The following is a 24,548-nucleotide window of genomic DNA, read 5'->3' as shown; positions in this document are numbered from 1 at the left end:
AGGTTAACGACCACTAACCCGCCTGTCTACAATTAGTTGTATGAGCAGCACACACGCCCCAGCCGCCACCGGCCGACGCGAGCAGATCCTCAAGGAGGCGGCCCGCCTCTTCGCCGAGCGCGGCTTCCACGGCGTCGGCGTGGACGAGATCGGTGCCGCCGTCGGCATCTCCGGGCCCGGCCTCTACCGCCACTTCGCCGGCAAGGACGCGATGCTCGCCGAACTGCTCGTCGGCATCAGCGAACGGCTGCTGGAGGGTGGCCGCATCCGGGCCGCGTCGGGCGGGGACACCCCCGGGGCGGTGCTGGACGCCCTGATCGACGGGCACATCGACTTCGCGCTCGACGACCGCCCGCTGATCACCGTCCACGACCGCGAGCTGGACCGGCTGCGCGAGGCCGACCGCAAGCGGGTGCGCCGCCTCCAGCGCGAGTACGTGGAGCTGTGGGTGCAGGTGGTGCGCGAGGTGTACCCGGCGTGCGCGGAGGCGGACGCGCGCGCCTCCGTCCACGCGGTGTTCGGCCTGCTCAACTCGACCCCGCACCTGAGCCGTCCGGGCGCGCTCCCGGGACGTACGGAGATGTCGCGGCTGCTGCACCGGCTGGCGCGCGGGGCGTTCGCCGCGGCGGGCGCGGACGGGGCCGCGGGCGGAATCACGGGCCCGTCCACCCCCTCGGACACCTCTGGACAGCCCGACTGACCGGCGGGTAGCTTTCGGCTGAGCAAGCGCTTAGTCGACGGCCGGTCCTGGCCGGCCGGTGAACCGGAGGAGGGCGGCGGATGCGTCGTACGGTGTTCAACGAGGATCACGAAGCGTTCCGGGAGACCATCCGCGACTTCATCGCCACCGAGGTCGTCCCCGTCTACGACGAGTGGATGCAGGCCGGCCAGGCCCCCCGCGACTTCTACAAGAAGCTCGGCGAACTGGGCGTCTTCGGCATCGAGGTGCCGGAGGAGTACGGCGGCGCCGGCGAGAGCAGCTTCAAGTTCAACGCCGTCATCACCGAGGAATGCGCGCGGGCGGGCGTCAGCTTCGGCGGCTCCGGCGTACACACCGCGCTCTGCCTCCCGTACTTCCTCAAATACGCGAACGAGGAGCAGAAGCGGCGCTGGCTGCCGCCCTTCGTCTCCGGCGACATGATGACCGCCATCGCCATGACCGAGCCCGGCACCGGCTCCGACCTGGCCGGCATGAAGACCACCGCCAAGCTCTCCGAGGACGGCACCCACTACGTCCTCAACGGCGCCAAGACCTTCATCACCGGCGGCGTCCTCGCCGACCGCGTCATCGTCTGCGCCCGCACCGCGCCCACCCGTCGCCCGACCACCACCCCTGACGGACTGCGCTCCGCGCAGGAAGCCCCACGGGAAGACCGCCGCAGCGGCATCACCCTCCTGGTCGTCGACACCACCTCCGAGGGCTACGCGGTCGGCCGCAAGCTGGACAAGCTCGGCCTCAAGACCTCCGACACCGCCGAACTCTCCTTCACCGACGTCAAGGTGCCGGTCGAGGACCGCCTCGGCGAAGAGGGCAAGGCGTTCTCCTACCTCGGCCAGAACCTCCCGCAGGAACGTCTCGGCATCGCCGTCGGCGCCTACGCCCAGGCCGCAGCCGCGGTCCGCTTCGCCAAGGAGTACGTCCAGGAGCGCGAGGTCTTCGGCAAGTCCGTCGCCTCCTTCCAGAACACCAAGTTCGTCCTCGCGGACTGCAAGTCCGAGGTGGACGCCATGCAGGCCGTCGTCGACCGCGCCCTGGACGCCCACGACGCGGGCGAACTGACCGCCGCCGACGCCGCCTCCGCCAAGCTCTTCACCACCGAGCGCGCCGCCGTCGTCATCGACAAGTGCCTCCAACTGCACGGCGGCTACGGCTACATGCAGGAGTACCCGATCTCCCGCCTGTACGCCGACACCCGCGTCACCCGCATCTACGGTGGCACGAGCGAGGTCATGCGCTCCATCATCGCCAAGTCCATGGGCCTGTGAGGGCCGGCCGCCGCCGCGCCCCGCACGAGTGAAAGCCGTACGCGCGTGAACGACGCCCTCGCCGACCTGCTCGAACAGCTCGACCTGGAGCGCATCGAGCAGGACATCTTCCGCGGCACCAGCCGCCCCTCCGTCGTGCCCCGGGTCTTCGGCGGCCAGGTCGCCGCCCAGGCCCTGGTCGCCGCCGGGCGCACCGTCCCCGAGGACCGCCCGCCGCACTCCCTGCACGCGTACTTCCTGCGGCCCGGCGACCCCGGCGCGCCCATCGTCTACACCGTCGACCGCATCCGCGACGGCCGGTCCTTCACCACCCGCCGCGTCGTCGCCGTCCAGCACGGCCAGCCGATCTTCCACCTCTCCGCCTCCTTCCAGGTGTACGAGGAGGGCATGGAGCACCAGGAGCCGATGCCGTACGCACCGGACCCGCTGACCCTGCCGACCGCCGCCGAAATGCTCCCCGGTTATGCCGACCGCTTCCGCGAACCGGGCGTCGCGCAGCGCCTCCTGGAGGCACGGGCAGCCGTCGATCTCCGCTACGTGGACGAGCCGCCGTTCGGCACCGCCGGCCGGCCGCGCGAACCGCGCTCCCAGGTCTGGTTCCGCACGCACGGCAAGCTGGACGGCGACATCGACCAGCCGCTGCTGCACATCTGCCTGGTCACCTACGTCTCCGACATGACCCTGCTGGACTCGGTGCTGCTCGCACACGGGCGCGGCGGCTGGGCGGTCGGCGACGTGGTCGGCGCGAGCCTGGACCACGCCATGTGGTTCCACCGCCCCTTCCGGGCCGACGACTGGCTGCTGTACGACCAGGAGTCACCGACCGCCCAGGGCGGCCGCGGCCTGGGCAAGGGCCGGATCTTCACGGCGGACGGGCAGCTGGCGGTGTCGGTGATCCAGGAGGGGGTCATCCGGGTGCCGCGGGGGTGAGGGAGCCGCCGTGGGGCGGCGGGGCTCCGGGCCTGCGAGGTTCCGGCCCGTCCGGTGCGCATACTGGATCTCCATGGACGCCTCCAGCAGCTCCGTACCCTCGCCCGACCCGTCCGGCCAGCGCGCTCCGTCCGACCCGTCCGACCCGTCCGGCCTGCGTGCTGCACCTGATCCGTCCGCCTCGGAGGAGAGCACCGGCACCGTCCTCGTGGCCGCCGCCGCGAACCTCGGCATCGCCGCGGCCAAGGCCGTCGGCGGTGCCGTCAGCGGTTCCAGCGCGATGCTCTCCGAGGCCGCGCACTCCACCGCCGACACGGTCACCGAACTCCTCCTGCTGACCGCCCTCAAACGCAGCGGGAAACCGGCCGACGAGGACCACCCGCTCGGCCACGGCGGCGAGCGCTACGTATGGGCGCTGCTCGCCTCCGTGGCCACCTTCGTCGGCGGCGCGGTCTTCGCGGTCTACGACGGCATCCACACCCTCACCCACGGCGAGGACCCGGGCGACCCCCTGCTCTCCTACCTCATCCTCGCCCTGGCCTTCCTCCTGGAGGGCGCCTCGCTCCTCAAGGGCGTACGCCAGGCCCGGGGCGAGGCCGCCCGCTTCGGCGTCTCCCTGCACCTGTACATGGCCCACACCCCGGACACCGCCGTGAAGGCCGTCGTCATGGAGGACTCCGCGGCGCTGGCCGGGCTGGTGCTGGCCGCGGGCGGACTGCTGGGCGGCCAGCTCACCGGCTCCGGCGCATGGGACGGCGCCGCGTCGATCTGCATCGGGCTGCTGCTGGTGTACGTGGCCTGGGTGCTCGGCCGCAGCAACGCCCAGCTCCTGATCGGCCGCCCGCTCCCCAGGCCGATGCGCGACGCCGTACGCGCGGAACTCCGCTCGGTCGCGCACATCGTGGACGTACTGGAGCTGGTCACGCTCGTCCAGGGACCGCGCGAGGTCCTGGTGGCCGCAAAGATCGACTTCCGGGACGTGTCCACCGCCGAGGAGATCGAGTGGGCCTGCGAGGACGCGGAACAGCGCTTGCGCCAACGCTTCCCGGCGATCCGGCGGGTGTTCCTGGACCCGACACCGGGGGCGTACCAGAGGCGGCCGGGGGCGCGCGGGGCGGAGACGGAGACAGCGGCGGAGGCGGAGACGGACGAGCCAAAGGCGTAACTCCGCCCAGCCCGCCTCAGGAGGCGCAGCCCCGTCCGGACCGTCTTGGGGGGCGCAGTCCCGCCCGGTTCCCCTCGGGGCGGATTCGCGGCCCCGGCCCCTACCCCTGTTATCCCACCCCCTCCACTCCCGCCCCTTTTTCCCCCGCCCCTCCCTCAGTCCGTCAAGCCCGCCGCGCCCAGCAGGTACGCCGTCAGCGGGTCGTAATACCGCGGGCTCAGCACATGGTCGTCCAGTGGAATCGTCACCTGCAGAGTTCCCTCCGCCTCGCCCACGAACAGCGCCGGGTCGTTGCAGTCCGCGAACCCGATGGCGTCGATCCCGCGCTGCCCCGCGCACCCGGCCCAGCCGTGGTCGGCCATGACGAGATCGGGCAGCGCCTGCCCCGCGCGCTCCAGACCGTCCAGTACGGCGGCCATCGGCGCGGGGGAGTGCGTGTGCCACAGCGTCGCCCCGCGCTCCAGCATCGCCACGTCGGCGAACTGGAACACCACGCCGTCGTCCGCCTGCACCCCGTCCGGTACGACGACGATGTCGCAGCCCCGCGCGCGCAGCGCCTCGGCGGTGGCCCGGTGCACGTCCAGCAGCCCGCCCGGGTGACCGGTCGCGAACAGCACCCGCTGCCGGCCGGCAGCGGCCTTGCGCAGCCGGGCGGCGGCACGGTCCAGGGCGTCCACCGTCAGCTCGGGGCCGATGGTGTCCTGGCCCATCCGGTGGTGCGGATCGTCGTTGACGCCGCACCGCTCCGCCATCACCGCGAGCACGTCCTGCTCGTCGGTCCAGCGGTCCCCGAGCTCCAGCCCGAGCCAGTAGTGACGGTCTCCGTTGGCCAGTCTGCGGTAGTGGTCGAGGTTGTTCTCGCGCGGCGTGGCGACCTCACCGGCGATCCGGGTCCGTACGAGATGGTCGACGAGTTCGGCGCGGCTGGGAGCAGGCGGCAGTATCGGCATGCGGCTCATTGTCCCTTGAAGCAACCCGCGGTGGACGCGACGTCCATACGCTGCCGCCACAACGTCACAAATGTCCATGGGCCCCCGGGCCCCCGCTCCCTACTCTCAGCCCCATGACCACCGCATCCGCCGCTTCCGGCGCCTCCCAGGAACCCGTCGGCCCCGTCGACTCCTCCCGCGTCCCCCGCTACGCGGGCCCGGCGACCTTCGCCCGGCTGCCCCGCCTCGACGAGGTTGGCCGGACCGACGTCGCGGTGGTCGGCGTCCCCTTCGACACCGGCGTCTCCTACCGCCCCGGCGCCCGCTTCGGCGGCAACGCCATCCGCGAGGCGTCCCGCCTGCTGCGCCCGTACAACCCGGCCCAGGACGCGTCCCCCTTCGCACTCGCCCAGGTCGCGGACGCCGGCGACATCGCCGCCAACCCCTTCAACATCAACGAGGCCGTCGAGACCATCGAGGCCGCCGCCGACGACCTCCTGGACAGCGGCGCCCGCCTGATGACGCTGGGCGGCGACCACACCATCGCGCTGCCGCTGCTGCGCTCCATGGCGAAGAAGCACGGCCCGGTCGCCCTGCTCCACTTCGACGCCCACCTGGACACCTGGGACACCTACTTCGGCGCCGAGTACACCCACGGCACCCCGTTCCGCCGCGCCGTCGAGGAGGGCATCCTCGACACCTCCGCCCTCTCCCACGTCGGCACCCGCGGCCCCCTCTACGGCAAGAAGGACCTCGACGACGACGAGAAGATGGGCTTCGGCATCGTCACGTCCGCCGACGTCATGCGCCGCGGCGTCGACGAGGTCGCCGACCAGCTCCGCCAGCGCATCGGCGACCGCCCCCTGTACATCTCCATCGACATCGACGTCCTCGACCCGGCCCACGCCCCCGGCACCGGCACCCCCGAGGCCGGCGGCCTCACCTCCCGCGAACTCCTCGAAATCCTCCGCGGCCTCGCCACCTGCAACCTGGTCTCCGCCGACCTCGTAGAGGTCGCCCCCGCCTACGACCACGCCGAAATAACCTCGGTCGCCGCCTCCCACACCGCATACGAACTCACAACCATCATGTCCCGCCAGATCGCGGCTGCGCGCGGCTGAACCTGACGCCCCGCGCCCTACGGGCGCGGGGCGGCTCGCTACGATGCGCCTGCGTCCTCCGGCGGCCCGCTTCGCATACAGGGGCCGATGTAGTGGCCTCCGTGGGCAGGGGAACACGGGACTTTCCGCCTCATCCAGCCAGTGGGCTTGGTCGATCGAGTGCGGCTGGAGATACAGCAGTCTGTCACCGTAGTGTTTCGCCTCATGAGCGACGAAGTGACGAGCCTCGTACAGGACCTGGGTTCCCGGACCCGGGCGACGAGAAGGGCTGCGGAAAGCGCACTGCTCAATATCGGCGCGCCCGCGGTGACGCGGTTGCTGGCACTGTTGGTCGGCCCTCGCAGTTCGGTCGGCGCGGATGCGCAAGACGTGCTCGTGCGTATGGGGCAGACCGCAGTACCGACACTGCAGGACATACGCCGATCTGGGCCAGGTCACCTTCGGAGGCCAGCCCTGCAAGTCCTGGCGGATATCGGTGGGGCGCAAGCGCTCAGTGACCGGGACCGGGCCGCTGCTGAGCGCCTTGTACGCATCAAACTGCTGGATGAAGTTCCGGAGCGTCTTCCCGTGAGCTCCTGGATCGCCTTTCCGGCCGATCGTCTCGACACGCTTGCCGAGGGATTCGGTTTGTACGACCTCCAGCCGGCCACGGTCGCAATGGGCTTGTCAGCGACAAGTTCTAAGGAAAACGCGATCGAGGGCGTCGGCGGAGAGGCGTCCGATGGGGGAGGTGATGACGATACGGCGTACCGCGTGTTCATCTCTCCAGATTTCCAAGGCTGGCGCCTGATGTACGGTGACGCATTCATGCGTGAGTACACAGGGATTGACGCGGTCGAGGAATTCAGCCGGCACTGTGGCGAAGCGCAGTTCTTCTCGGTGGATTCCATGGACAATTCTAATGTATGGCGAGTCGCTCGGTACGGAGAGGTCGTTCGAGCGTACAGTACCTACGGTGATCCTGAGTGGATCGGAGAGCCGCTTCCTTTCGAGCGAACATTCATCGATGCGGGGGAGGACTCCCATGTCGCCCCAGCTGATATCGCCCAATTCTCCGAAGGGGTCACGGATGCCCATGACGCGGCGTTTCAGTTGTCATTCGACCCCAGATCGGCACGCAAGGACACCATGCGCCTGCATGGCTGGCTGGCCACCACCCGCGCGGATGTTCCCAACGCGCGTTTCAGGGGAGCATTGCGTATCTGACACGCGCGTTGGGAAGTAGGGCTTTAGGCAAGCTGCGGCAGGAGGCGGTGCCAGGTTTGCTGTAGAGCGCTGACGTGCCTGTCCATTTCCGCGACCATTGCCCTTTCCTTGTGAGTCCGGGCGTCGTCACGCTTCTTCTTGTATTCGCTGGTGATGACGTCCCGGAGTTTCTTCTGTGCGGTCGTGAAATCCTTGCCGTCGATTTCGGCCAGAGCCTTGGGGATACGCCTACTGTTTGATCCGTACCGTTCTGCCAATCGTCGGGCGATTTCATCCCTGGTTTGCTCGTGTGTGAGGCCAGGGACGGTCGCGAGTACCTGATCGCGCTCGTCGGTTACTCGGTCCCGGTCGACGAGGCCCTGTGGGTCCGTGCGATAGGTGGTGCTGTAGTAGATCGGTACATCTTCCAACCGCTGGTCAAGCAGGACTTCTGAACAGCGGGCATGTCCTTGCCCCTCGCCGCAAGGCTCACGCTCGGTGTAAAGTCCCGTCGGCTTGAATTGTTCATGCTCCTTCTTACCCTCGTTCACTCGGTCTAGCCACTGCATGAGATGACGTTCCGAATGGCGGGGACTGACCTTCTTCTCGCCGGCCGGAACCGAGGCGTCGACCACGTAGGTGATTTCGTGGTCCGGAGGAGGCCCCTGCACCTCCAGTACCGCGTAGTTCCGGTCGGTCCAGTCGGGGCTGTGTTTTTTGGCTTTCTTGGAGTCAGAGAACACGTCCTTGAGGTCGGACATATACTTTCGGCCTGATTTCCGGTGGCCGCGCACGCCGAGCGACTCCCTGGCGTTCTTTGCGTTGCTGTCCTTGGTGCCCGGCTTCGCAGGGTCTTCGTCCGCCGATCGGTACGGATGCGTCACTGCCTCGGGGCTACTTCCCACGCCCTGGCGACGGTGGAAACTGAGGCTCATCCTGCCGAGCGATGAGATGACCGCCATCTGCTCGCCGTGCTTCATCTGCTCGAACCCTGGCAGCAATTCGGACAACTGGCGTCGTGTAAACATCGCCGGCTTGCGACCAACATCTTCGGGGTGCTCGGAATCACCGGATGTGAGACGCAGAACTCGTGCCAGCTGCCCGTTGTCCGCCCAGTTGTTGAGCTGCTGGTGAACATCGTCCAGACCGACCCGGTGAACGTCCCGTTGCCTGCGGAGTTCCTCCTGCAAGGCATCGGGAGTAAGGCCGTACTCGCGAGAGAGCCGATCCTCGGCCTCGGAAACTCTGTTTCCCTCGGTGTCTTGGGCTGAGGTGTCACTCGTGCCCCGGTCCCGCGGATCAGTGTACGGACGCTGGTCGGGATCGTTCTCGTTCGTGTGCGAAGGGCTGGCAGCGTCAGACGTTGAGTGACTCGGGGCGCTTCCCGGATCGAGGGGCGGGTGGCTCGGGTTGGGCAGGCCTGGCGAACCCGGCCGGACACCGGGGTGGGGGTGTTCGGATGGCGATGTTGGGTGATAGGGGTTCGACTGGCTGTGCGGGTTCGGCGGCTGAGGGTGGGGGTGTTGCGAGTAGAGGGAGGGCTGATGGTGAAGCTGAGGGGATGGTTGATACGGCCCTGGCTGCGGATGCGGCTGGGGTTGCTGTGAATAAGTATGAGGAGCTTGCTGCTGGTGCGGTTGTGGGGCGTTCTGCGGTTGGTGCTGTGACTGGTTCTGCTGAGAGTGCAGGTGGGGCTGTTGCTGGTGGGGGGTTTGAGTTTGGGCCTGGGTGGGGTCGTATGGAGTGCGGTTGGCGTCGAGGGTGAGGTGCCAGACGCCATCGGCTGCCGTGTTGATGGGCTGATGGCTGATTTCGCCGGTCTGGCTGTCGACCCATACGACGTGGCCGTTGTGGTTGACGGCGTTGAAGACGTGGGCGCCCCCGGGGTCGCCGTTGGGTTTCTTGGGCCAGGTGACCAGAACCGCGGCCGCTGCGCCGTGGCCGGCCTGACGTAGTTCGTCGGCGATGCGCGCGTAGGCATCCTGGGAGTTCGGGCCGGAGTTGCGGAACTGGGTGCCCGCCCACTGCTCGATGTTGCGGGTACCGTCGCGTTCGCCGGAGGCGCGGTCGATGCCGCCTTGGCCGTCCGGGTCGTACGTGCGGACGGCGGACACCTGCGGGTTGCCGTACCAGGACTCCATAAAGGATCGGGTGCAGTCGGCGCAGTTGTTGGAGCGGCCGAGAACGGTGGGGCCGCCGTCGTTCTGGTACTGGGCCCAGGGGGCGAACGGGTCGTTGAACGGTCGGGGAGACCCGTCCGGGTTCCGCGGGAAGTTCGCCTCCAGCGCCTGCTGGTCGTGTGGGTAGGGCGAATACAGGCCGCTGGGCGCGTGGTTCAGGCTGGCGCGGACGTGGTTGATGCTCGGGCGGTTGGGGTCCTGGGGGATCGGCGCCTGGTATGGCTGCTGATGGGGAGGCGCCTGTGGGTGCGGTACTGGTTGCTGCGGGGCCTGCTGCTGGTGGGGAGCAGGGTGATGCGGTGTGGGCTGCTGGGGGAAAGGCTGGTGCTGCGGGGGCTGGTGTTGTGGCGTGGCCTGCTGGTGGTTCTGAGGTGTTTGGTGGGGCGTGGGTGTGGGGATGGGAGTGTGGCTTTGGAGCGTGGGCTGGGGCTGGTTGGGGTGGGGATGGGGTTGCTGCTGGTACGGGTTGGGTTGGGGGGCAGGCTGCTGGGTGTACGGATTCTGCTGGTGGTGGGGTTGTTGCTGTGAGGGCTGCTGGTTGTGCGGCTGCTGGCTCGGGTGGGGAGTGGTGGGGGTAGGGGCGCTGGGGGTTTGGGGGTTCGGGGTGGTGGGCGTCTGATTGGGGCGGTTGGTTGTTTCGGGGTGGGTGGGGCTGTCGGGGCGGGAGTTGTGGGGTGGGCGTTCCGGGCGGGGCTGCTGGGTGTGGTCGTGGATGGCCTGTGAGCCGTCCGGGCGGCGGTTGTCGCGCGGCGGAGTGGTGGGGGTGTCGCGGCGCGGGCCGTCGAGGCGGCGGTTGTAGGCGGGGCGCTCGGGCTGGCGCTGCTGGGTGACGTCGCGGATTGCCTGTGAGCCGTCGGGACGACGGTTGGTGGGTGAGGAGGGTGTGGGGGTGGTGCTGGGAGGAGTGTTGCTGCGGGGGGTGGTGGCGCCTTGTGGGGGCGTAGTGGGGGCGCCTATGACCGGGCCTGCGGCTGGAGGGGTGTTTTGTTGCGGCTGTTGCGGGGTGGTGGGGGTGGTGGTGCTGGGGTCCGCGTGGTGCTGGGTGGGCGGGGGCGCGGTCATGGTGTCGGCCGACTGGGTGGCGACGCCGATGTCGCTCTCGTCCACCCTCGGCATGGGGTCGCCGGGGGCCGGGTCGCGGTGCTGGATCGGCTGGCCCGAGGACGGGGAGTGCTGAACGGGCGCGCCCTGCGGGGGCGCGCTCATGTGCGGAGTGGAGACGCGGCTGCCGCTGCCGGAGTTGTTGTCCGATGGGGTGCCGGCGTCGGTGTTGGTGTTGGTCGGCGGGTTGCCGGTGATCGGGTCGGGGGACGGCGGGGTGGGGGAGTTGGAGTGGCCCGGGGGCGGCGTGGTGTCGGGGGATGGGTTGGGTGTGGGGGACGGGCCGGCGGCCGGTTGGGTGGTGCCGTTGTCCGGGGTGGGGCGGGCCGCGTCCGGGGTGGTGTCGGGTGCCGGTTGGGTGGAGATGGAGTCCGGAGCGGGGGCGGGGGTGGGGCGGCTGGTGTCCGGAGCGGGCTGCGTGGTGACGTTGTTGGGGTTGTTGTCCGGGTTCGGGCGGGCTGCGTCCGGGGTGTGGTCGGGGGCCGGCTGCGTGCTGGCGGCGTCCGGGGACGTGTGGCGGTCCGAAGGCGTGTTGTGGTCCGCGGCGGGGGTGGTGTTGCCGTCGGGTGTGCTGGCGTGGGCGCCGCTGCTGTACGGGCTGTGGCTGTCGCCGCCTTGGTAGCCGTCGTCGAAGGGGGAGCGCTGGTCCGGGGGCGGCAGGGGCTGGGCCCGGGGGACGTCTCGGTTGCCGTCCGGGCCCGGGGTGGAGCGGTCGGCGGCGGCGGGCGATGGAGTGTTGTTGGAGCCTGAGTCCGTACTGGGGCTGGTGTCGCCGGGGCGGGGGGTGTGGGAGGTGCCTGCGTTTCCGTGATCGGCGGAGGGGGAGCCCGAGCCGCCACTGTCACTGCGACTGCTGGACGCGCTGGAGCCGCCACCGTTGTTGCCGGAGCCGCCGCCACTGCTGCCGGAGCCCGAGTTGCTGCTGCCCGAGCCCGTACCCGTACTGGAGCCGCTGCCCGAACCCGTTCCGCTGCCGCTGCCGCTGCCGGAGCCCGAGCCGCCGTCACCGGAGCCGCTGCCGGAGCCCGAGCCGCCGTCACTGCCGGAGCCGTTGCCGGAGCGGCCCCCGCCGTCCCGTGAGCCGCTGCCGGACCCGCCGCCGTCTCCCGTGCCCCCGCCGGTACCGCCTCCGTCGCCTGTGCTGTCGCCGTGTCCGGCGGCGGAGTCCAAGCCGTGGCGGGCGCGGCGGCCGGCGCGGCTGCCGGCGCCGTCGCGCAGGGATTCGCCGAGGGTTTCGCCGGTGTTCTTCAGGGCGTCCTTGCCGGCCTCGACGCCCTTTTTGGCGGTGCGGCCGAGGTCGTAGCCGCTTTGGGCGCCGAAGTTCTGGTTGACGGTCTGGGCGATGAGGTCGGAGACCATGGCCTCCAGGGCGGAGATGACCGGTTCCTTGGCCGCCTCCATGATGGCGTCCAGGAGTTGTTTGGCGACCTCTTTGAGGATGCGGCGGACGACTTCGCGGGTGGCCAGGGTGCCGGCGGCGGCGCCGATCTCGGACAGGCCCAGGGTGAAGGGGGCGGCGGCCTGGGCGGCGATGATCTCGGCGGCCAGGATCACCAGCTGGGTGATCACGGCGATCTTCATGCCGATGACCAGCGCGGCGGCGGCCTCCAGGGTGAAGGCGATGATCTCGGCGGCCTGGCGGGCGTCGTCGAAGTAGCCGGAGCCGTCGGCGAACTTGTCCCAGGCCTTGCTGAAGCCCTCGATGGAGTCGCCCATGTTCTGCGACAGCACGTTGCTCGCGGCACTGTTGCCGCGCGCCTGGTGGCCGGAGACCTCGGCGGCGAACTGGCGCCACACCTGCGCGCACTCGATCAGCTTGTCCTCGTCGGCATGCGGCCAGTTGAAGCCGAGCATGTCCAAGACCCACTCCAGCGGATCCGGCAGCATGAGAGACAAGGCGGAACTCCCCCGTGAAAATGCGTGTTCGACCCGCCGGCGACCGGCGGAGGTGGTGACGACGGTGTGGTGGCGTTGGTGGTGAGAAGGACGGGGCGGTGGTGGCGGTAGCGGCGGGTGTGCTGCGCCGGGAGCGCGGGGCCGTAGCCCTTACGCCGGGGTCGGCCGCCTTGCGCCCCGCGCCCTTAGTGCGATCTGGGGCCTTCCAGCCGCGAGAACAACTTGTCCGACCCGCCTGCCTGCGGGTTGGGCACGTGCTGCTTGATCAGCGACTCGCTGAAGTCCTCGCCCTCCGCGTAGTTCTTCGACATGGAGCGCAGCGCCTTGCCGATCTCCTGGAGCTTCGAGGACAGGTGCCCCATCGACTCGTACATGCCGTCGCGTACGCCCTCGTAGACGACGCCGAACTTCTCGCCGATCTCGTCGTCGCCCCACGGGGGCGCGTCGGCCTTGCTGGCGAACGTCGTCAGCCCGCTCATGAACTGATCACCGAACGACTTCTCCGGCTCTTTCTGGCCGCCGCCCGGCGCCGGCGTGCCCGGCGGGCCGGCGCCCAGCGCGCTCAGCCCGTCCATCAGCCGCTTGACCGAGTCCTGGAAGTCCTCACCCAGCTTCACGAAGCTGGTGCCCTCGGCCTTCAGCGACTCCACATCTGTCTGGAAACCGCCTGCTCCCACAACGCCCCCGAGTCGTCCGTGCCGTCATCAGATGCACGAAGAGATGTTCATGCCAAAGTCTTGTCGAAGTCTAGATGTCGCCAAGGTCCGGCACGAGGCCGGACGTCGGTGTGCCGCGGTAGCGCGGTGGCGCCGGTGACGGAACCGGTGCATGCGTACGTATGACGCGACCGGTGCCCCTCAGGGCGTACCAGGCCGGTACCAGCGGTGGTAAATCTTTACCGCTTCTTCCGGCGGGTGGTTGGGCAGGAACGTCACATCGCCGTTGATCTTGGAGATGGCCACGTTGCTGCCGCCGGGCGCGGTCGGTGGTGCCTGCGGGTCTTCCGGGGGCGGCCAGCTCGCGTGCACCAAGTAGCCGACGTCGAATTCGTGGACGAACAGGCCACTCGGGCCGCCGGACGAACCGATGGCAGGGAAGTGTCGACGGCCGATTTCCAGCGCCTCTTCAGGAGTGGACGGCACCGGCTGCGGACCGTCACCCGACGCGCCCCCGTGTGGAGAGCCGGGGGGCGGCGGAAGCGGTGGAGGCGGAGGGGGCGTGGGTGGCTGACCGGGAACGTTGCCCGGAATGCCGGGATCTGGCATGGATGCCCCTCCTTTGGTGTCGGTCCCGCCGGCGATTTTGCCAGCGATGGTCAACTTAACCCACGCCACTGACACCCGTTTGGTTCTCTCCGGCGGCGACGTTCCGGCCAAGCAGAGCGGAGGTGGATGCCGTAGCGGGAACGAATGGCGTGAGGGTCTTGAGGCACGCGCGGGCAGGCGGGGTGCGCGGGTCGGCTCGTACGCCCGTGCGGATGAAGAAGGCGGGCGGTGTCAAGAGGTCGTAAGGCGTGGCCGGTTGGACAACAGGAGTGCGTCAGGGGCGCGCGGCGCGGCGCGTGCGAGCGGTTGAGTGAACCCACCGAACCGCACCAGGGCCCGTTCCACACCAGGACCAGGGCCAGGCCCGGACCCGGGCCCGTTCAGAACCAGAACCCATCCACCCGGGCGGGGCGCCTCAGCTTCAAGGGCCTCGGAGAGCGCCTTTCAGCAGGCTCCTCTCCCTCCCCTTCCGCCGCCCCGAAAGTTTCCTTCGCCCCGAAAGCTCCCTTGATGCAGCCCCTGGCTCCGGATCAGCAGTACAACGGTACGACCACCACCGGCCCCGACCCGGCGGACGGCACCGGCAGCACGCGTCTCGCCGAGCCCACCCGACTCACCGACCTCACCCGCCGCCCCACGCACCGGCACCCGGCCCGCGGCGTACTCGACCCCAAGCAGCTCCTCGCCTCCCTCCCCCAGGCGCTCCGCAAGCTGCAACCGAAGGCGCTCGTGCGCAACCCGGTGCTGTTCGTCGTGGCGGCCGGCGCGCTGCTCACCACCCTCTCCGCCCTCCTCGCCCCGAGCGTCTTCGCCTGGACGATCAGCGTCTGGCTCTGGCTGACCGTCGTCTTCGCGAACCTGGCCGAAGCGGTCGCCGAGGGCCGCGGCAAGGCGCAGGCCGAGACGCTGCGCCGGACGCGCAGCGACACCGTCGCGCGCCGGCTGCGCAGTTGGCGGGTGGGGATACCGGAGCGGGAGTACGAGGAGGAGACCGTACCGGCGGCCGATCTCCAGCCGTACGACTTCGTGGTCGTGGACGCGGGGGAGGTGGTGCCCGGCGACGGCGAGGTGGTCGAGGGCGCCGCGTCCGTCGACGAGTCGGCGATCACCGGCGAGTCGGCGCCGGTGATCCGCGAGGCGGGCGGTGACCGCTCCGGTGTCACCGGCGGTACGACGGTGCTGTCCGACCGCATCGTCGTCCGCATCACCTCCCGTTCCGGCAAGACCTTCCTCGATCGCATGATCGCGCTGGTGGAGGGCACCACCCGGCAGAAGACCCCGAACGAGCTGGCGCTGAACATCCTGCTCGCCGCGCTCACCGTCATTTTCCTGCTGGCCGTGGTCTCGCTGCAGCCGATGGCCGGTTACGCGGGGGCCGCGCAGCCGCTGACCGTGCTGGTCGCGCTGCTGGTCACGTTGATACCGACGACCATCGGCGCGCTGCTGTCGGCGATCGGCATCGCCGGGATGGACCGGCTCGTCCAGCGCAACGTACTGGCGCTGTCCGGACGGGCCGTCGAGGCGGCCGGCGACGTGAACACGCTGCTGCTCGACAAGACCGGGACGATCACGCACGGCAACCGCCGCGCCGACTCGTTCGTGCCGTTGGGCGGCGTACCGATCGTCCAACTCGCCGACGCCGCCCAGCTCTCCTCGCTCGCCGACGAGACGCCGGAGGGCCGGTCCGTCGTGGAGCTGGCACAGGAGAAGTACGGGATCCGGATCCGTACGGAAGGGGAGATGGGGGCCGCGCGCTGGGTGGCGTTCAGCGCGCAGACCCGTATGAGCGGTGTCGATCTGGCCTGGTCGGGCGGGTGCCTGGTGCGCAAGGGCGCGGCCGGGGCGGTGCGGGACTGGGTGACGCGGCTCGGCGGGCAGGTGCCGCCGGAGGCGGGCTGGATCGCCGACTCGATCGCCGCGGGCGGTGGTACGCCGCTGCTGGTGGCCGTCGCCGACCGGCACGGCGCGCGGGTGCTCGGCGCCGTCCACCTGAAGGACGTGGTCAAGGACGGCATCGCGCGCCGGTTCGCGGAGTTGCGCGCCATGGGCATCAAGACGGTGATGGTCACCGGCGACAACCCGCTGACCGCCAGGTCCATCGCGGCGGAGGCCGGCGTCGACGACTACATGGCGGAGGCCACGCCCGAGGACAAGCTGGCGCGGATCCGGCAGGAGCAGGCGGGCGGCAACCTCGTCGCGATGACGGGCGACGGGACGAACGACGCGCCCGCGCTCGCCCAGGCGGACGTGGGCGTGGCCATGAACACCGGCACCTCGGCGGCGAAAGAGGCCGGGAACATGGTGGACCTGGACTCCAACCCCACCAAGCTCATCGAGATCGTCGCCGTCGGCAAGCAGCTGCTGATCACCCGTGGCGCGCTGACGACCTTCTCGATCTGCAACGACGTGGCGAAGTACTTCGCGATCGTGCCCGCCATGTTCACCGCCGCCTATCCGGGGCTGGGGGCGCTCAACATCATGGGCCTGCACAGTCCGACCTCGGCCATCGCCTCGGCCATCATCTTCAACGCGCTGATCATCGTGGTGCTGATCCCGCTGGCCCTGCGCGGCGTCCGCTACCAGCCGGCCTCGGCGCACGCGATGCTCCGGCGCAACCTCGGCGTGTACGGGCTGGGCGGACTCGTCGCGCCGTTCCTGGGCATCAAACTCATCGACCTGGTGCTCCAGCTGGTGCCGGGCATCTGAGAAGACGGGGCGGCGTCCGGCGCGCGGCCCTACCGGGGCGTGTCCAGGGCCTTGAGCGCGAACCAGAGTTCCATGCGTACGTCGGCGTCGTCGAGATCCGTTCCGAGCAGCCGCGTGATGCGGGTGATGCGCTGGCGGACGGTGTTGCGGTGCACGGCCAGGGCGGTGGCGGTGCGATCCCAACTGCCGTGCTGCGCGATCCAGGCGCGCAGGGTGACGAGCAGGTCGGGGGAGTCCAGGAGCGGTCCCAGGTGTTCGCGGGCGTGGGCTTCGGCGTCGGGCGGCGCGACGAGGGCCGAGACGCTGTGCGGGCCGGGGGCGCGGTGGCGGGCCAGCGGAGCGCGGCGGGCGAGGGCGCGGCGGAGGGCGGTCGCGGCGTGCCGGTCGGCGACGGGCAGGTCGGCGACGGGTACGGGTTCGCCGGCGCCGAGCGTCCAGCCGGGTGCGGCGGCGAGGCGGGGGGCGTCTCCGGGGATCAGCGCTCGCACGACGGGACGGGGCGCGGCCGGGTCCGGAAGCGGGCCGGGGTCGATCAACGACGTACCCAGAGCCGAGGCCAACGCTTCGACGGAGGCGTCGCTGTCGCGGCGGCGCTGGGCGTGTACGACGGTCCAGCGGGAGGGGGTGAGCAGCGGAGCGGCGTCGGCCGGGCATGCGCCGAGCAACATGCGGGTCAGCGCGGCGCGTTGGCCGGCGAGCGTGGCCGCCGCCGTTGCCGTGCCGGCGGGTCCGCCGCTCTGCCCGGTGATCAGGGAGAGCAGGACCGCCGCGACTCCCGCGACGGTGTGGGCGGTCGCGTCGTACGGGCGCGAGGTGACGGCGAGGACGGGGGCGGTGGCGGCCCGCGGGGCGGGGGAGTCGCCGGAGGCCGGGCCGGTGAGGGTGTAAACGGCGAGGTGGGTGCCGTCGGCGAGGGTGTCGGTGGCCGAGGACGGGGTGAGGTGCCAGGTCGGGAGGGTGGATTGCTCGTCGTGCTCGTCCGGGGTGACGATGCGGACCAGGCGTACGGCGGCGGCACGGCAGGCGGGGGCGGGCGCCGGTCCCGCCGTGGCCAGTTCATCGCCGCCAGGGGCCAGCAGGGCAGCCCATCCGCCGGTGTGACGGGACAGGGCGCGCAGGACGGCGGGAGCGGGATCGGGCCGGGCGGCCGCGGCAGACAGGGCGCGCTGGGCCTCGCTGAGGCGGGTCAACTCACGGTGCCGCGCCTCGGTCACGGCCTGCCACACCGCGCTCTCGACCGCGGTGAACGGCGTGTCCGGCGGCACCTCCAGCAGCGGCAGGCCGTGCCGGTCGCAGGCATCCACGAGGGCGGCCGGCACGGCGTCGTGGACGGGCAGGACGCCGAAGCCGAGGGCGGCGGCCCCGGCCGCGAGGCTCCGCCGCACGTAACCGTCGAGGTACGTACCGGGTCCCGCGTCCGCGGCCACCGCCGGGTCGAAGTGGACGCCGGCCGTGAGCAGCAGTTCGCCGCCCAGCAGGTACGGGACCGGGTCGGCCATCTCGGACGTGTGCACCCAGTGGACCACGGCGTCCGCCCCGCGCGGCCCCGCGACCTGCCGCAGGCCCAGGTCCGCGCGGTCGAGCAGCGTGGAGAGGGGGACGGCCGGGGTAGGCGGAGCCGCTGCCGGGTGCGGTGCCGGCGCGGCCCGGCGCGAAGACGAGTGCAGCATGTGCGAACCATCCACTCCGGGGAAGCAGGGTGGAGGAAAAGTACACTTCAGCGCCGCCCGGCCGCCTCCTAGGGTCAACCCGCGAGACCCCCCACCCCGGCCCACCGCCGGGGCCCCTCGGTGCGGCGTGAAGGGATGGCCCATGGCCGTGGACTACGCGGTGATTGCCGCTTATCTGGCCGGAATGCTCGCGATGGGCTGGTGGGGCATGCGCCGCGCCAGGTCGAAGAGCGAATTCCTGGTCGCGGGGCGGCGTCTGGGGCCCGCGATGTACTCGGGGACCATGGCCGCGATCGTCCTCGGCGGCGCGTCCACGATCGGCGGGGTCGGGCTGGGTTACCAGTACGGTCTGTCGGGTGCGTGGATGGTCTTCGCCATCGGGCTCGGCCTGCTGGCGCTGAGCGTGTTCTTCTCCGCCCGCATCGCCCGGCTGAAGGTCTACACGGTCTCCGAGATGCTCGACCTGCGGTACGGCGGCTCCGCCGGCGTGATCTCCGGCGTCGTGATGTGGGCGTACACGCTGATGCTGGCGGTGACCTCCACCATCGCGTACGCCACCATCTTCGACGTGCTGTTCGACCTGGACCGCACGGTATCGATCGTGCTGGGCGGCGTGATCGTCGTCGCGTACTCGACGCTCGGCGGCATGTGGTCGATCACCCTGACGGACATGGTGCAGTTCGTCGTCAAGACGATCGGGGTGCTGCTGCTCCTGCTGCCGGTCGCGGTCGTCAGGGCGGGCGGCTTCGCCGGGATGGAGGCCCGGCTGCCGCACGAGTACTTCGCCCCGCTGGGCATCGGCGGCCAGACCGTCTTCACGTACGTGCTGATCTACACCTTCGGCATGCTGATCGGCCAGGACATCTGGCAGCGGGTGTTCACCGCGCGCAGCGACCGGGTCGCCCGGCTGGGCGGTACGGCGGCAGGCACGTACTGCCTGCTCTACGCGCTCGCCGGCGCCGTCATAGGCACCGCGGCCAAGGTGCTGTACCCCGAACTGGGTAGCCCCGACGACGCGTTCGCCACGATCGTGACGGACGCGCTGCCGGTCGGCGTGCGCGGGCTGGTTCTGGCGGCGGCGCTGTCGGCCGTGATGTCCACGTCGTCCGGGGCGCTGATCGCGTGTGCGACGGTGGCCAACAACGACATCTGGACCCGGCTCCGCAGGGCCCTGCCGGACCGCGGCCCCGGCCATGACGAGGTGCGCGGCAACCGCGCGTTCATCCTGATCATGGGCGTGGCCGTCATCGGCGCCGCGATCGCGCTCAACGACGTCGTACAGGCCCTGACCGTCGCGTACAACCTGCTGGTCGGCGGGCTGCTGGTGCCCATCCTGGGCGGCCTGGTGTGGCGTCGCGGAACGGGTACGGGGGCTCTCGCCGCCGTCGTGGCGGGCGGCGGGACGGTCGTCGGGCTGATGGCCGCGTTCGGAGTTCTGGCCAACGAACCGATCGCGTACGGGCTGCTGGCGTCGCTGGTCGTGTACGTGACGGTGAGCCTGGCGACGAAACCGACGGACGCGGCGGTGTTGGCGAGGTGGCGGGAGCGGGTGGGGCATCCCGCCGGCGGCCCGCCCTCGGACGATGTCCCGCAGCCACCCATGGAAAACGCGGCGGAAGGCGGATCCCGGCCATGAGCAGCGCCACCGCCACCCAGCCGCCGGCAACGCCGCGGCGCACCGGAGGTGACCTGGTCGTCGAGTCGCTGGCGGCGCTCGGCGCGGACACCGTCTTCGGGCTGCCCGGACAGCACGCGCTCGGCGCCTTCGACGCCCTGCGCCGCTCCGCCCTGCGCTACGTCGGGCTGCGGACCGAGAACAACGCGGGCTTCGCCGCCGACGCCCACGCCCGTACGACACGCGGCGTCGCGCCCCTGCTGGTCTCCACCGGGCCCGGCGCCCTGATGACGCTCCCCGCGCTCCAGGAGGCCGCGGCCGCTTCGGCCGCCGTACTGGCCATCGGCAGCCAGGTCCCGGTCGCGGGACTCGGCGGTGGACGCCACGGATACCTGCACGAACTACCCGACCAGAGCGCGTCCTTCCGCGGCGTGGTGAAGTCGGTGCACACGGTGCGTACGGCGTCACAGATCCCGTCGGCGGTGGCCGAGGCGTGGGCGTCTGCGGCGAGCGTCCCGCACGGGCCGGTGTGGCTGGAGATCCCGCAGGACGTGTTGCTGGCACCGGTGGACGTGCCGGTGGTCGCGGAACTCACGGCCGACGTACGGAAACCGGCGCCGCGCGGCGAGCTGATCGCGGAAGCCGCGCGCCGGCTCTCCGAGGCGGACCGCCCGGTGATCCTGGCGGGCGGGGGCGTCGTACGGGCGGGGACCGAGGCCGCGCTGCTGGCTCTCGCGGAGAAGCTGGGCGCGCCGGTGGCGACGACGTTCGGCGGCAAGGGGGCGTTCCCCTGGAAGCACCCGCTTTCCCTCCAGTCCTGGTTGGAGGACCGCCACACGACCGACTTCCTGGAGGATGCGGACGTCCTCCTCGTCGTCGGCTCCGGGCTCGGCGAACTCTCCTCGAACTACCACACCTTCCGCCCGCGCGGCCGCGTCGTTCAGGTGGAGGCCGACCTCGGCAAACTGGAGGCCAACCACGCCGCGCTGGGCATCCACGCCGATGCGCGGATCGCCCTGGAACAGCTGGCGGCCACCGTGCGCGACCGGGCCCGGGAAGCGGGTGGTCCGGGCCGTACGGAGGCGGCGGCCGAAGCGGTCGCCGGCGTGCTCCGCCGCGTAAGGAAACGGATCGACGGGCAGGGGCTGGAACCGGAGCAGGCCGTGCTGGCCGCCGTGCGCGACGCGCTGCCGGACGCGGCGCCCAGCTTCTGGGACATGACGATCCTCGGCTACTGGGCCTGGTCCGCCTTCGACCCGCGGACGGCGAACGCCATGCACTCCGCCCAGGGCGCCGGCGGCCTCGGCTACGGCTTCCCGGCGGCGCTCGGCGCTGCCGTCGCCGACCCGGGCCGCCCCACGCTGGCCGTCTCCGGCGACGGCGGCGCCATGTACTCGATCGCCGAACTGGCCACCGCCCGCCAGTACGGCCTGCCGGTCACCTGGCTCATCGTGGACGACGGCGGCTACGGCATCCTGCGCGAGTACATGACCGACGCCTTCGGGCAGGCGACCGCCACCGAACTCGCCCGCCCCGACTTCGTGGCCCTCGCGCGGTCCTTCGGCGTACCGGCGGTCCGTACGTGTCCGGAAGACCTGCGGGCCGACCTGGCCGCGGCCCTCGCCGTCCCGGGCCCTTCCGTGGTCGACCTCCCCGCCCGGTTGCGGATGTTCGCGCCGACGCATCTGGGTACGGGGGCGGGGTGACGGGAGGCGGAAGGAGCGGGCCCCGGACCGTACCGGCGGGGCCCGCTCCAGGTGGTCAGGGCCGGGGCGCGGTGGTCCCGGCCGGAACCGGCGGCCACGGGACGTCGGCCAGCGCCGGGAGCAACTGCTCCTCTTCATAGGCGAGGTGCGCCAGCAGTTCCCGCGTCATCCGCTCCAACTCGGCGCGGAAACGCGCTGGATCGGCACTGCCGATGTCCGCGAGCAGAGCGAGCAGTCCGTCCTGGAGGCGGGCGATCGTCCGGTGCTCCTCCTGAAGCCGGTCGAGGGCGGGCCGGAGTTCCGGGTGATACCGGGCGACGGCGGGGAACACGTGCCCGTCCTCGCCGGTGTGGTGGAACTCCAGGCTCTGGCAGAACGCCAGACAGTGCTGCCGGATCTGCATGCCGAGCCCCGGCGCCGGCGGTGCGCCGGGCCCCCGGTGAGCCGCCGACGCCGCGAGATGGGCCTCGGCCTCCTCCCGTACGTGCCGCAACTGCGCGCGAAGCCACGTGTGGACCTGCACGAGTTTGCCGGCGAGAGAGGTGACCTCGCGGGGAAGCTCCCCGTCCGCTTCCCGGTACTCGGGCTCGGCGGGTTCCAGTACGACGACCGGGAGGGTACGGGTGGTCCCGGCCTGGTAGTCGCCGTATCCGGGGACCTCGCGCACCACCTGCTCGAACAGCCGGTCACGGCGTTCGCCCTCGGCGGGCACCGCGATCGCCTCGTACGTCTCACTGCCCACCTCCACCTGTACTTGAGGGCGGGCGAGCAGGTTGCGGTACCAGTCGGGGTGACGGGGCGCGCCGAGGTTGGAACCGACGACGAGCAGCAGGCCGCTGTGTCGGACGTAACCGAGAGGCACGGTGTGCGGCTCGCCCGTCCTCGCGCCGGTGGTGGTCAGCAGGAGGAGGTCACCGCCTTCGAAGGGGCCGCCGACCTTTCCCCCGTTGGCTCGGAACTCTTCGATGACCGATTGATTGAAGGAATTGGGCGTGGAGGGGCCGGATTTGTAGGAACTGGGCATGCTGGTGTCGCGCTCCATGAAACGTGTTCCGCGGGCACGGCCTCATCGGGGGCCGATGCTCCCGCGGGAAAGGCGGATGTGGCAGGGAAAAGCGCACACAGCGCGAAGCCACCGCACGCGGACCTGGTCCGGAAGGACGCCGACCACCGGTCACGGAGACCGGTCACGGGACACGGGTACGGGGAGCGCTCGGCGCGGTGAGGTCAGGCTCGGCCTGTGGAGTGTGAACTCATGGCGTCGTCCCTGGGTGAAAGGTGTGTCGCCCGACTGCCGGCCGGCCCACTGCTCTTTGACCGACGTCACGCGCACACGCGTTCCCATTAGATCCGTTCACGGATAGGAGCGTCAACACGATGGCCGCGGCGTCTCCCCGTACACCGGCTGCCACATCGCGTCCTGGACCGCCTGTACGACATCGCCGGGGGCGACGCGTGCGACCCCGTCGGCGACTGCCGCCCGTACCACCGCCACCGCGACGGCCGCCGAGCAGGCGCGCAGATTCTCGACCTGCGGCAGCAGCGGCGCCCCCGGCCCGCCGCCCGCGACCTGTCCGGCGACCGCGTCCGCCGCGGCGAGGAGCATGCCGGGCGTCAGCCGCTCGGCGCGCGACACCACGACGCCCAGTCCGACACCGGGGTAGACCAGAGCGTTGTTGGCCTGGCCGATGACGTGCCGCACGCCGTCGATCTCCACGGGATCCACCGGGACGCCGGCCGTCGTCAGCGCCTTCCCGCCGGTCCAGCGCAGCAGGTCGGCGGGTGTCGCCTCCATCTTCTCGGTGGGGTTGGAGAGAGGGAAGACGACCGGCCGCTCGACGTGTTCCGCCATCTCCTCCACGACCTCCCGGGTGAACGCGCCGCGCACGGTCGAGGTACCGATGAGGACGGTCGGCCGCACGTTCCGTACGGTCGTCAGCAGATCGACGCCCTCCCGGGACGCCTCGCCGCCCGCCGGACCGCCAGCCGCTCCGCCGCCCGGCCAGTCCGCGACCTCGTCCGCCGGCCGGGCGTATCCGCGCTGGTAGTCGCGCAGCCCGTCCATGTCGTCCAGCAACAGCCCCGGCCGGTCGACCAGCCAGACGCGGCGGGTGGCTTCGTCCGCGTCCAGGCCGTCGCGGATCATCGCCTCGCGCAACTGGTCGGCGATGCCCACCCCGGCCGTCCCGGCGCCGAAAACCACGACGCGCTGGTCGCGGAAGTGCGACCCGGCGACGTCCAGGGCGGTCCGGACCGCCGCCAGGGTGATGGCGCCGGTTCCCTGCATGTCGTCGTTGAACATGCGGTAGCGCTCGCCGTACTGCTCCAAGAAGCGCCGGGCGTTGCCCGCGCCGAAGTCCTCGAAGTGCAGCAGCGCGTCCGGATACAGGGAAGAGACCGTGTCCAGGTAGGCGGCGACGAACGCGTCGTAGCGCGCGCCGCGCGTCCGGCTGTGCCGTACGCCGAGGTACAGCGGATCGTTGAGCAGCGTCTCGTTGTCGGTGCCGACATCGAGGACCACCGGCAGGCAGCGCGCGGGATCGATGCCCGCGGCCGCCGTGTAGACCGCCAGCTTGCCCACCGAGATCTGGATGCCGTGCACGCCCCAGTCGCCGATGCCGAGGATCTGCTCGGCGTCGGTGACGACCAGCAGGTCCACCGCGTCGGGCCGGAGATCCAGCTCCTCGAACGAGCGGCGCAGGTCCTGGGGGCGGTCGATGGAGAGAAAGACGCCGCGCGGACGCCGGTACTCGTGGCTGTAGGTCTTGATCGCCTCGCCCACGGTCGGGTCGTAGACGATGGGCAGCAGTTCCGTCAGGTGATCGGTGAGCAGCCGGTGGTACAGGACCTCGTTGCGGTCGTGCAGCTGCTCAAGGTTGATGTACGCCGCCAGGTCGCCGGACTGGCGGCGCAGCTGCTCGTACGCGCGCCGCGCCTGCTCGTCCAGGGTGAGCACCGCGTCGGGCAGCCTGCCGACGAGGCCGAGACGGTCGCGTTCGGACGCGGTGAAGGCGGTGCCGCGGTTGGCCAGCGGATCGCTCATCACCCACGGCAGCCTGCCCATCCGCCGCACCCGCTTCCGTATCGACACCG

Annotated in this window: 16 protein-coding genes; 9 read left to right on the top strand and 7 right to left on the bottom strand. The window is 70.9% G+C overall.

All coding sequences use genetic code 11. The features are described 5' to 3' along the window. Positions 1–40 precede the first annotated feature (40 nt). The 4 genes from ACH4K4_RS09845 to ACH4K4_RS09830 all read left to right on the top strand — a co-directional run bounded on the left by ACH4K4_RS09845 (position 41) and on the right by ACH4K4_RS09830 (position 4,081). Positions 41–700: a TetR/AcrR family transcriptional regulator gene (locus ACH4K4_RS09845; protein ID WP_398166088.1), complete on the top strand. Its 660-nt coding sequence runs from the start codon at positions 41–43 to the stop codon at positions 698–700. An 80-nt stretch (positions 701–780) separates the two neighbouring features. Further along, positions 781–1,986 carry an acyl-CoA dehydrogenase family protein gene (locus ACH4K4_RS09840; RefSeq protein ID WP_398166087.1) on the top strand — a complete coding sequence of 402 codons (1,206 nt, stop codon included), beginning with the start codon at positions 781–783 and terminating at the stop codon, positions 1,984–1,986. Between the two features lie 45 nt (positions 1,987–2,031). After that, positions 2,032–2,916: an acyl-CoA thioesterase gene (locus tag ACH4K4_RS09835; RefSeq protein ID WP_398166085.1), complete on the top strand. Its 885-nt coding sequence runs from the start codon at positions 2,032–2,034 to the stop codon at positions 2,914–2,916. A 73-nt stretch (positions 2,917–2,989) separates the two neighbouring features. Then, positions 2,990–4,081 (top strand): cation diffusion facilitator family transporter, encoded by a 1,092-nt coding sequence (locus ACH4K4_RS09830; RefSeq protein ID WP_398166083.1) that lies wholly within the window; start codon positions 2,990–2,992, stop codon positions 4,079–4,081. A gap of 155 nt (positions 4,082–4,236) precedes the next feature. Here the strand turns inward: ACH4K4_RS09830 and ACH4K4_RS09825 are convergent, their stop codons facing one another. Beyond that, positions 4,237–5,031: a phosphatase gene (locus ACH4K4_RS09825; RefSeq protein ID WP_398166081.1), complete on the bottom strand. Its 795-nt coding sequence runs from the start codon at positions 5,029–5,031 to the stop codon at positions 4,237–4,239. A gap of 113 nt (positions 5,032–5,144) precedes the next feature. Between ACH4K4_RS09825 and speB the strand changes: the two genes are divergently transcribed. Both speB and ACH4K4_RS09815 read left to right on the top strand, forming a co-directional pair. After that, positions 5,145–6,131 carry an agmatinase gene (gene speB, locus ACH4K4_RS09820; RefSeq protein WP_398166080.1) on the top strand — a complete coding sequence of 329 codons (987 nt, stop codon included), beginning with the start codon at positions 5,145–5,147 and terminating at the stop codon, positions 6,129–6,131. 204 nt (positions 6,132–6,335) lie between these two features. After that, entirely contained in the window at positions 6,336–7,337 is a 1,002-nt protein-coding gene (locus ACH4K4_RS09815; protein WP_398166079.1) for a HEAT repeat domain-containing protein, read from the top strand. Positions 7,338–7,360: 23 nt separating this feature from the next. On the opposite strand, the gene ACH4K4_RS09810 is transcribed toward ACH4K4_RS09815, so the two are convergent. From ACH4K4_RS09810 to ACH4K4_RS09800, 3 genes are all read right to left on the bottom strand, one after another. Next, complete coding sequence (locus ACH4K4_RS09810; RefSeq protein WP_398166324.1) at positions 7,361–12,484, bottom strand: toxin glutamine deamidase domain-containing protein; 5,124 nt, start codon at positions 12,482–12,484, stop codon at positions 7,361–7,363. Between the two features lie 194 nt (positions 12,485–12,678). Then, positions 12,679–13,143: a hypothetical protein gene (locus tag ACH4K4_RS09805; RefSeq protein WP_398166077.1), complete on the bottom strand. Its 465-nt coding sequence runs from the start codon at positions 13,141–13,143 to the stop codon at positions 12,679–12,681. A 207-nt stretch (positions 13,144–13,350) separates the two neighbouring features. Further along, positions 13,351–13,635, bottom strand: a complete 285-nt coding sequence (locus ACH4K4_RS09800) for a hypothetical protein (protein ID WP_398166075.1) — start codon at positions 13,633–13,635, stop codon at positions 13,351–13,353. Between the two features lie 633 nt (positions 13,636–14,268). Between ACH4K4_RS09800 and kdpB the strand changes: the two genes are divergently transcribed. Beyond that, complete coding sequence (gene kdpB, locus ACH4K4_RS09795) at positions 14,269–16,464, top strand: potassium-transporting ATPase subunit KdpB (protein ID WP_398166074.1); 2,196 nt, start codon at positions 14,269–14,271, stop codon at positions 16,462–16,464. A gap of 29 nt (positions 16,465–16,493) precedes the next feature. Here kdpB and ACH4K4_RS09790 read toward each other — a convergent pair whose 3' ends face one another. Continuing rightward, positions 16,494–18,134: a PucR family transcriptional regulator gene (locus ACH4K4_RS09790; RefSeq protein ID WP_398166072.1), complete on the bottom strand. Its 1,641-nt coding sequence runs from the start codon at positions 18,132–18,134 to the stop codon at positions 16,494–16,496. A 142-nt stretch (positions 18,135–18,276) separates the two neighbouring features. Here ACH4K4_RS09790 and ACH4K4_RS09785 point away from each other — a divergent pair, with 142 nt between their 5' ends. After that, positions 18,277–19,770 carry a sodium:solute symporter gene (locus ACH4K4_RS09785; RefSeq protein WP_398166070.1) on the top strand — a complete coding sequence of 498 codons (1,494 nt, stop codon included), beginning with the start codon at positions 18,277–18,279 and terminating at the stop codon, positions 19,768–19,770. Beyond that, positions 19,767–21,455, top strand: a complete 1,689-nt coding sequence (locus ACH4K4_RS09780) for a thiamine pyrophosphate-binding protein (RefSeq protein ID WP_398166069.1) — start codon at positions 19,767–19,769, stop codon at positions 21,453–21,455. The genes ACH4K4_RS09785 and ACH4K4_RS09780 overlap by 4 nt, the downstream gene beginning before the upstream one ends. A gap of 55 nt (positions 21,456–21,510) precedes the next feature. Here the strand turns inward: ACH4K4_RS09780 and ACH4K4_RS09775 are convergent, their stop codons facing one another. Together ACH4K4_RS09775 and ACH4K4_RS09770 are read right to left on the bottom strand one after the other, a co-directional pair. Continuing rightward, positions 21,511–22,479 carry a nitroreductase/quinone reductase family protein gene (locus ACH4K4_RS09775; protein ID WP_398166067.1) on the bottom strand — a complete coding sequence of 323 codons (969 nt, stop codon included), beginning with the start codon at positions 22,477–22,479 and terminating at the stop codon, positions 21,511–21,513. Between the two features lie 345 nt (positions 22,480–22,824). After that, positions 22,825–24,519: an NAD-dependent malic enzyme gene (locus ACH4K4_RS09770; RefSeq protein ID WP_398166322.1), complete on the bottom strand. Its 1,695-nt coding sequence runs from the start codon at positions 24,517–24,519 to the stop codon at positions 22,825–22,827. Positions 24,520–24,548 lie beyond the last annotated feature (29 nt).

Source organism: Streptomyces sp. NPDC017529 (assembly GCF_044329785.1).
GTDB lineage: Bacteria > Actinomycetota > Actinomycetes > Streptomycetales > Streptomycetaceae > Streptomyces.
This window is presented reverse-complemented; position numbering and strand designations above follow the sequence as displayed.

What these genes read in the sequence shown, in the direction of transcription:
- ACH4K4_RS09840 (WP_398166087.1), top strand. Translation starts at nt 781, where the DNA reads ATGCGTCGTACGGTGTTCAACGAGGATCACGAAGCGTTCCGGGAGACC.
- ACH4K4_RS09790 (WP_398166072.1), bottom strand. Translation starts at nt 18,134, where the DNA reads ATGCTGCACTCGTCTTCGCGCCGGGCCGCGCCGGCACCGCACCCGGCA.
- ACH4K4_RS09845 (WP_398166088.1), top strand. Translation starts at nt 41, where the DNA reads ATGAGCAGCACACACGCCCCAGCCGCCACCGGCCGACGCGAGCAGATC.
- ACH4K4_RS09770 (WP_398166322.1), bottom strand. Translation starts at nt 24,519, where the DNA reads ATGGGCAGGCTGCCGTGGGTGATGAGCGATCCGCTGGCCAACCGCGGC.
- ACH4K4_RS09830 (WP_398166083.1), top strand. Translation starts at nt 2,990, where the DNA reads ATGGACGCCTCCAGCAGCTCCGTACCCTCGCCCGACCCGTCCGGCCAG.
- ACH4K4_RS09810 (WP_398166324.1), bottom strand. Translation starts at nt 12,484, where the DNA reads ATGCTGCCGGATCCGCTGGAGTGGGTCTTGGACATGCTCGGCTTCAAC.
- ACH4K4_RS09780 (WP_398166069.1), top strand. Translation starts at nt 19,767, where the DNA reads ATGAGCAGCGCCACCGCCACCCAGCCGCCGGCAACGCCGCGGCGCACC.
- ACH4K4_RS09775 (WP_398166067.1), bottom strand. Translation starts at nt 22,479, where the DNA reads ATGCCCAGTTCCTACAAATCCGGCCCCTCCACGCCCAATTCCTTCAAT.
- speB (WP_398166080.1), top strand. Translation starts at nt 5,145, where the DNA reads ATGACCACCGCATCCGCCGCTTCCGGCGCCTCCCAGGAACCCGTCGGC.
- ACH4K4_RS09815 (WP_398166079.1), top strand. Translation starts at nt 6,336, where the DNA reads ATGAGCGACGAAGTGACGAGCCTCGTACAGGACCTGGGTTCCCGGACC.
- kdpB (WP_398166074.1), top strand. Translation starts at nt 14,269, where the DNA reads ATGCAGCCCCTGGCTCCGGATCAGCAGTACAACGGTACGACCACCACC.
- ACH4K4_RS09785 (WP_398166070.1), top strand. Translation starts at nt 18,277, where the DNA reads ATGGCCGTGGACTACGCGGTGATTGCCGCTTATCTGGCCGGAATGCTC.
- ACH4K4_RS09825 (WP_398166081.1), bottom strand. Translation starts at nt 5,031, where the DNA reads ATGCCGATACTGCCGCCTGCTCCCAGCCGCGCCGAACTCGTCGACCAT.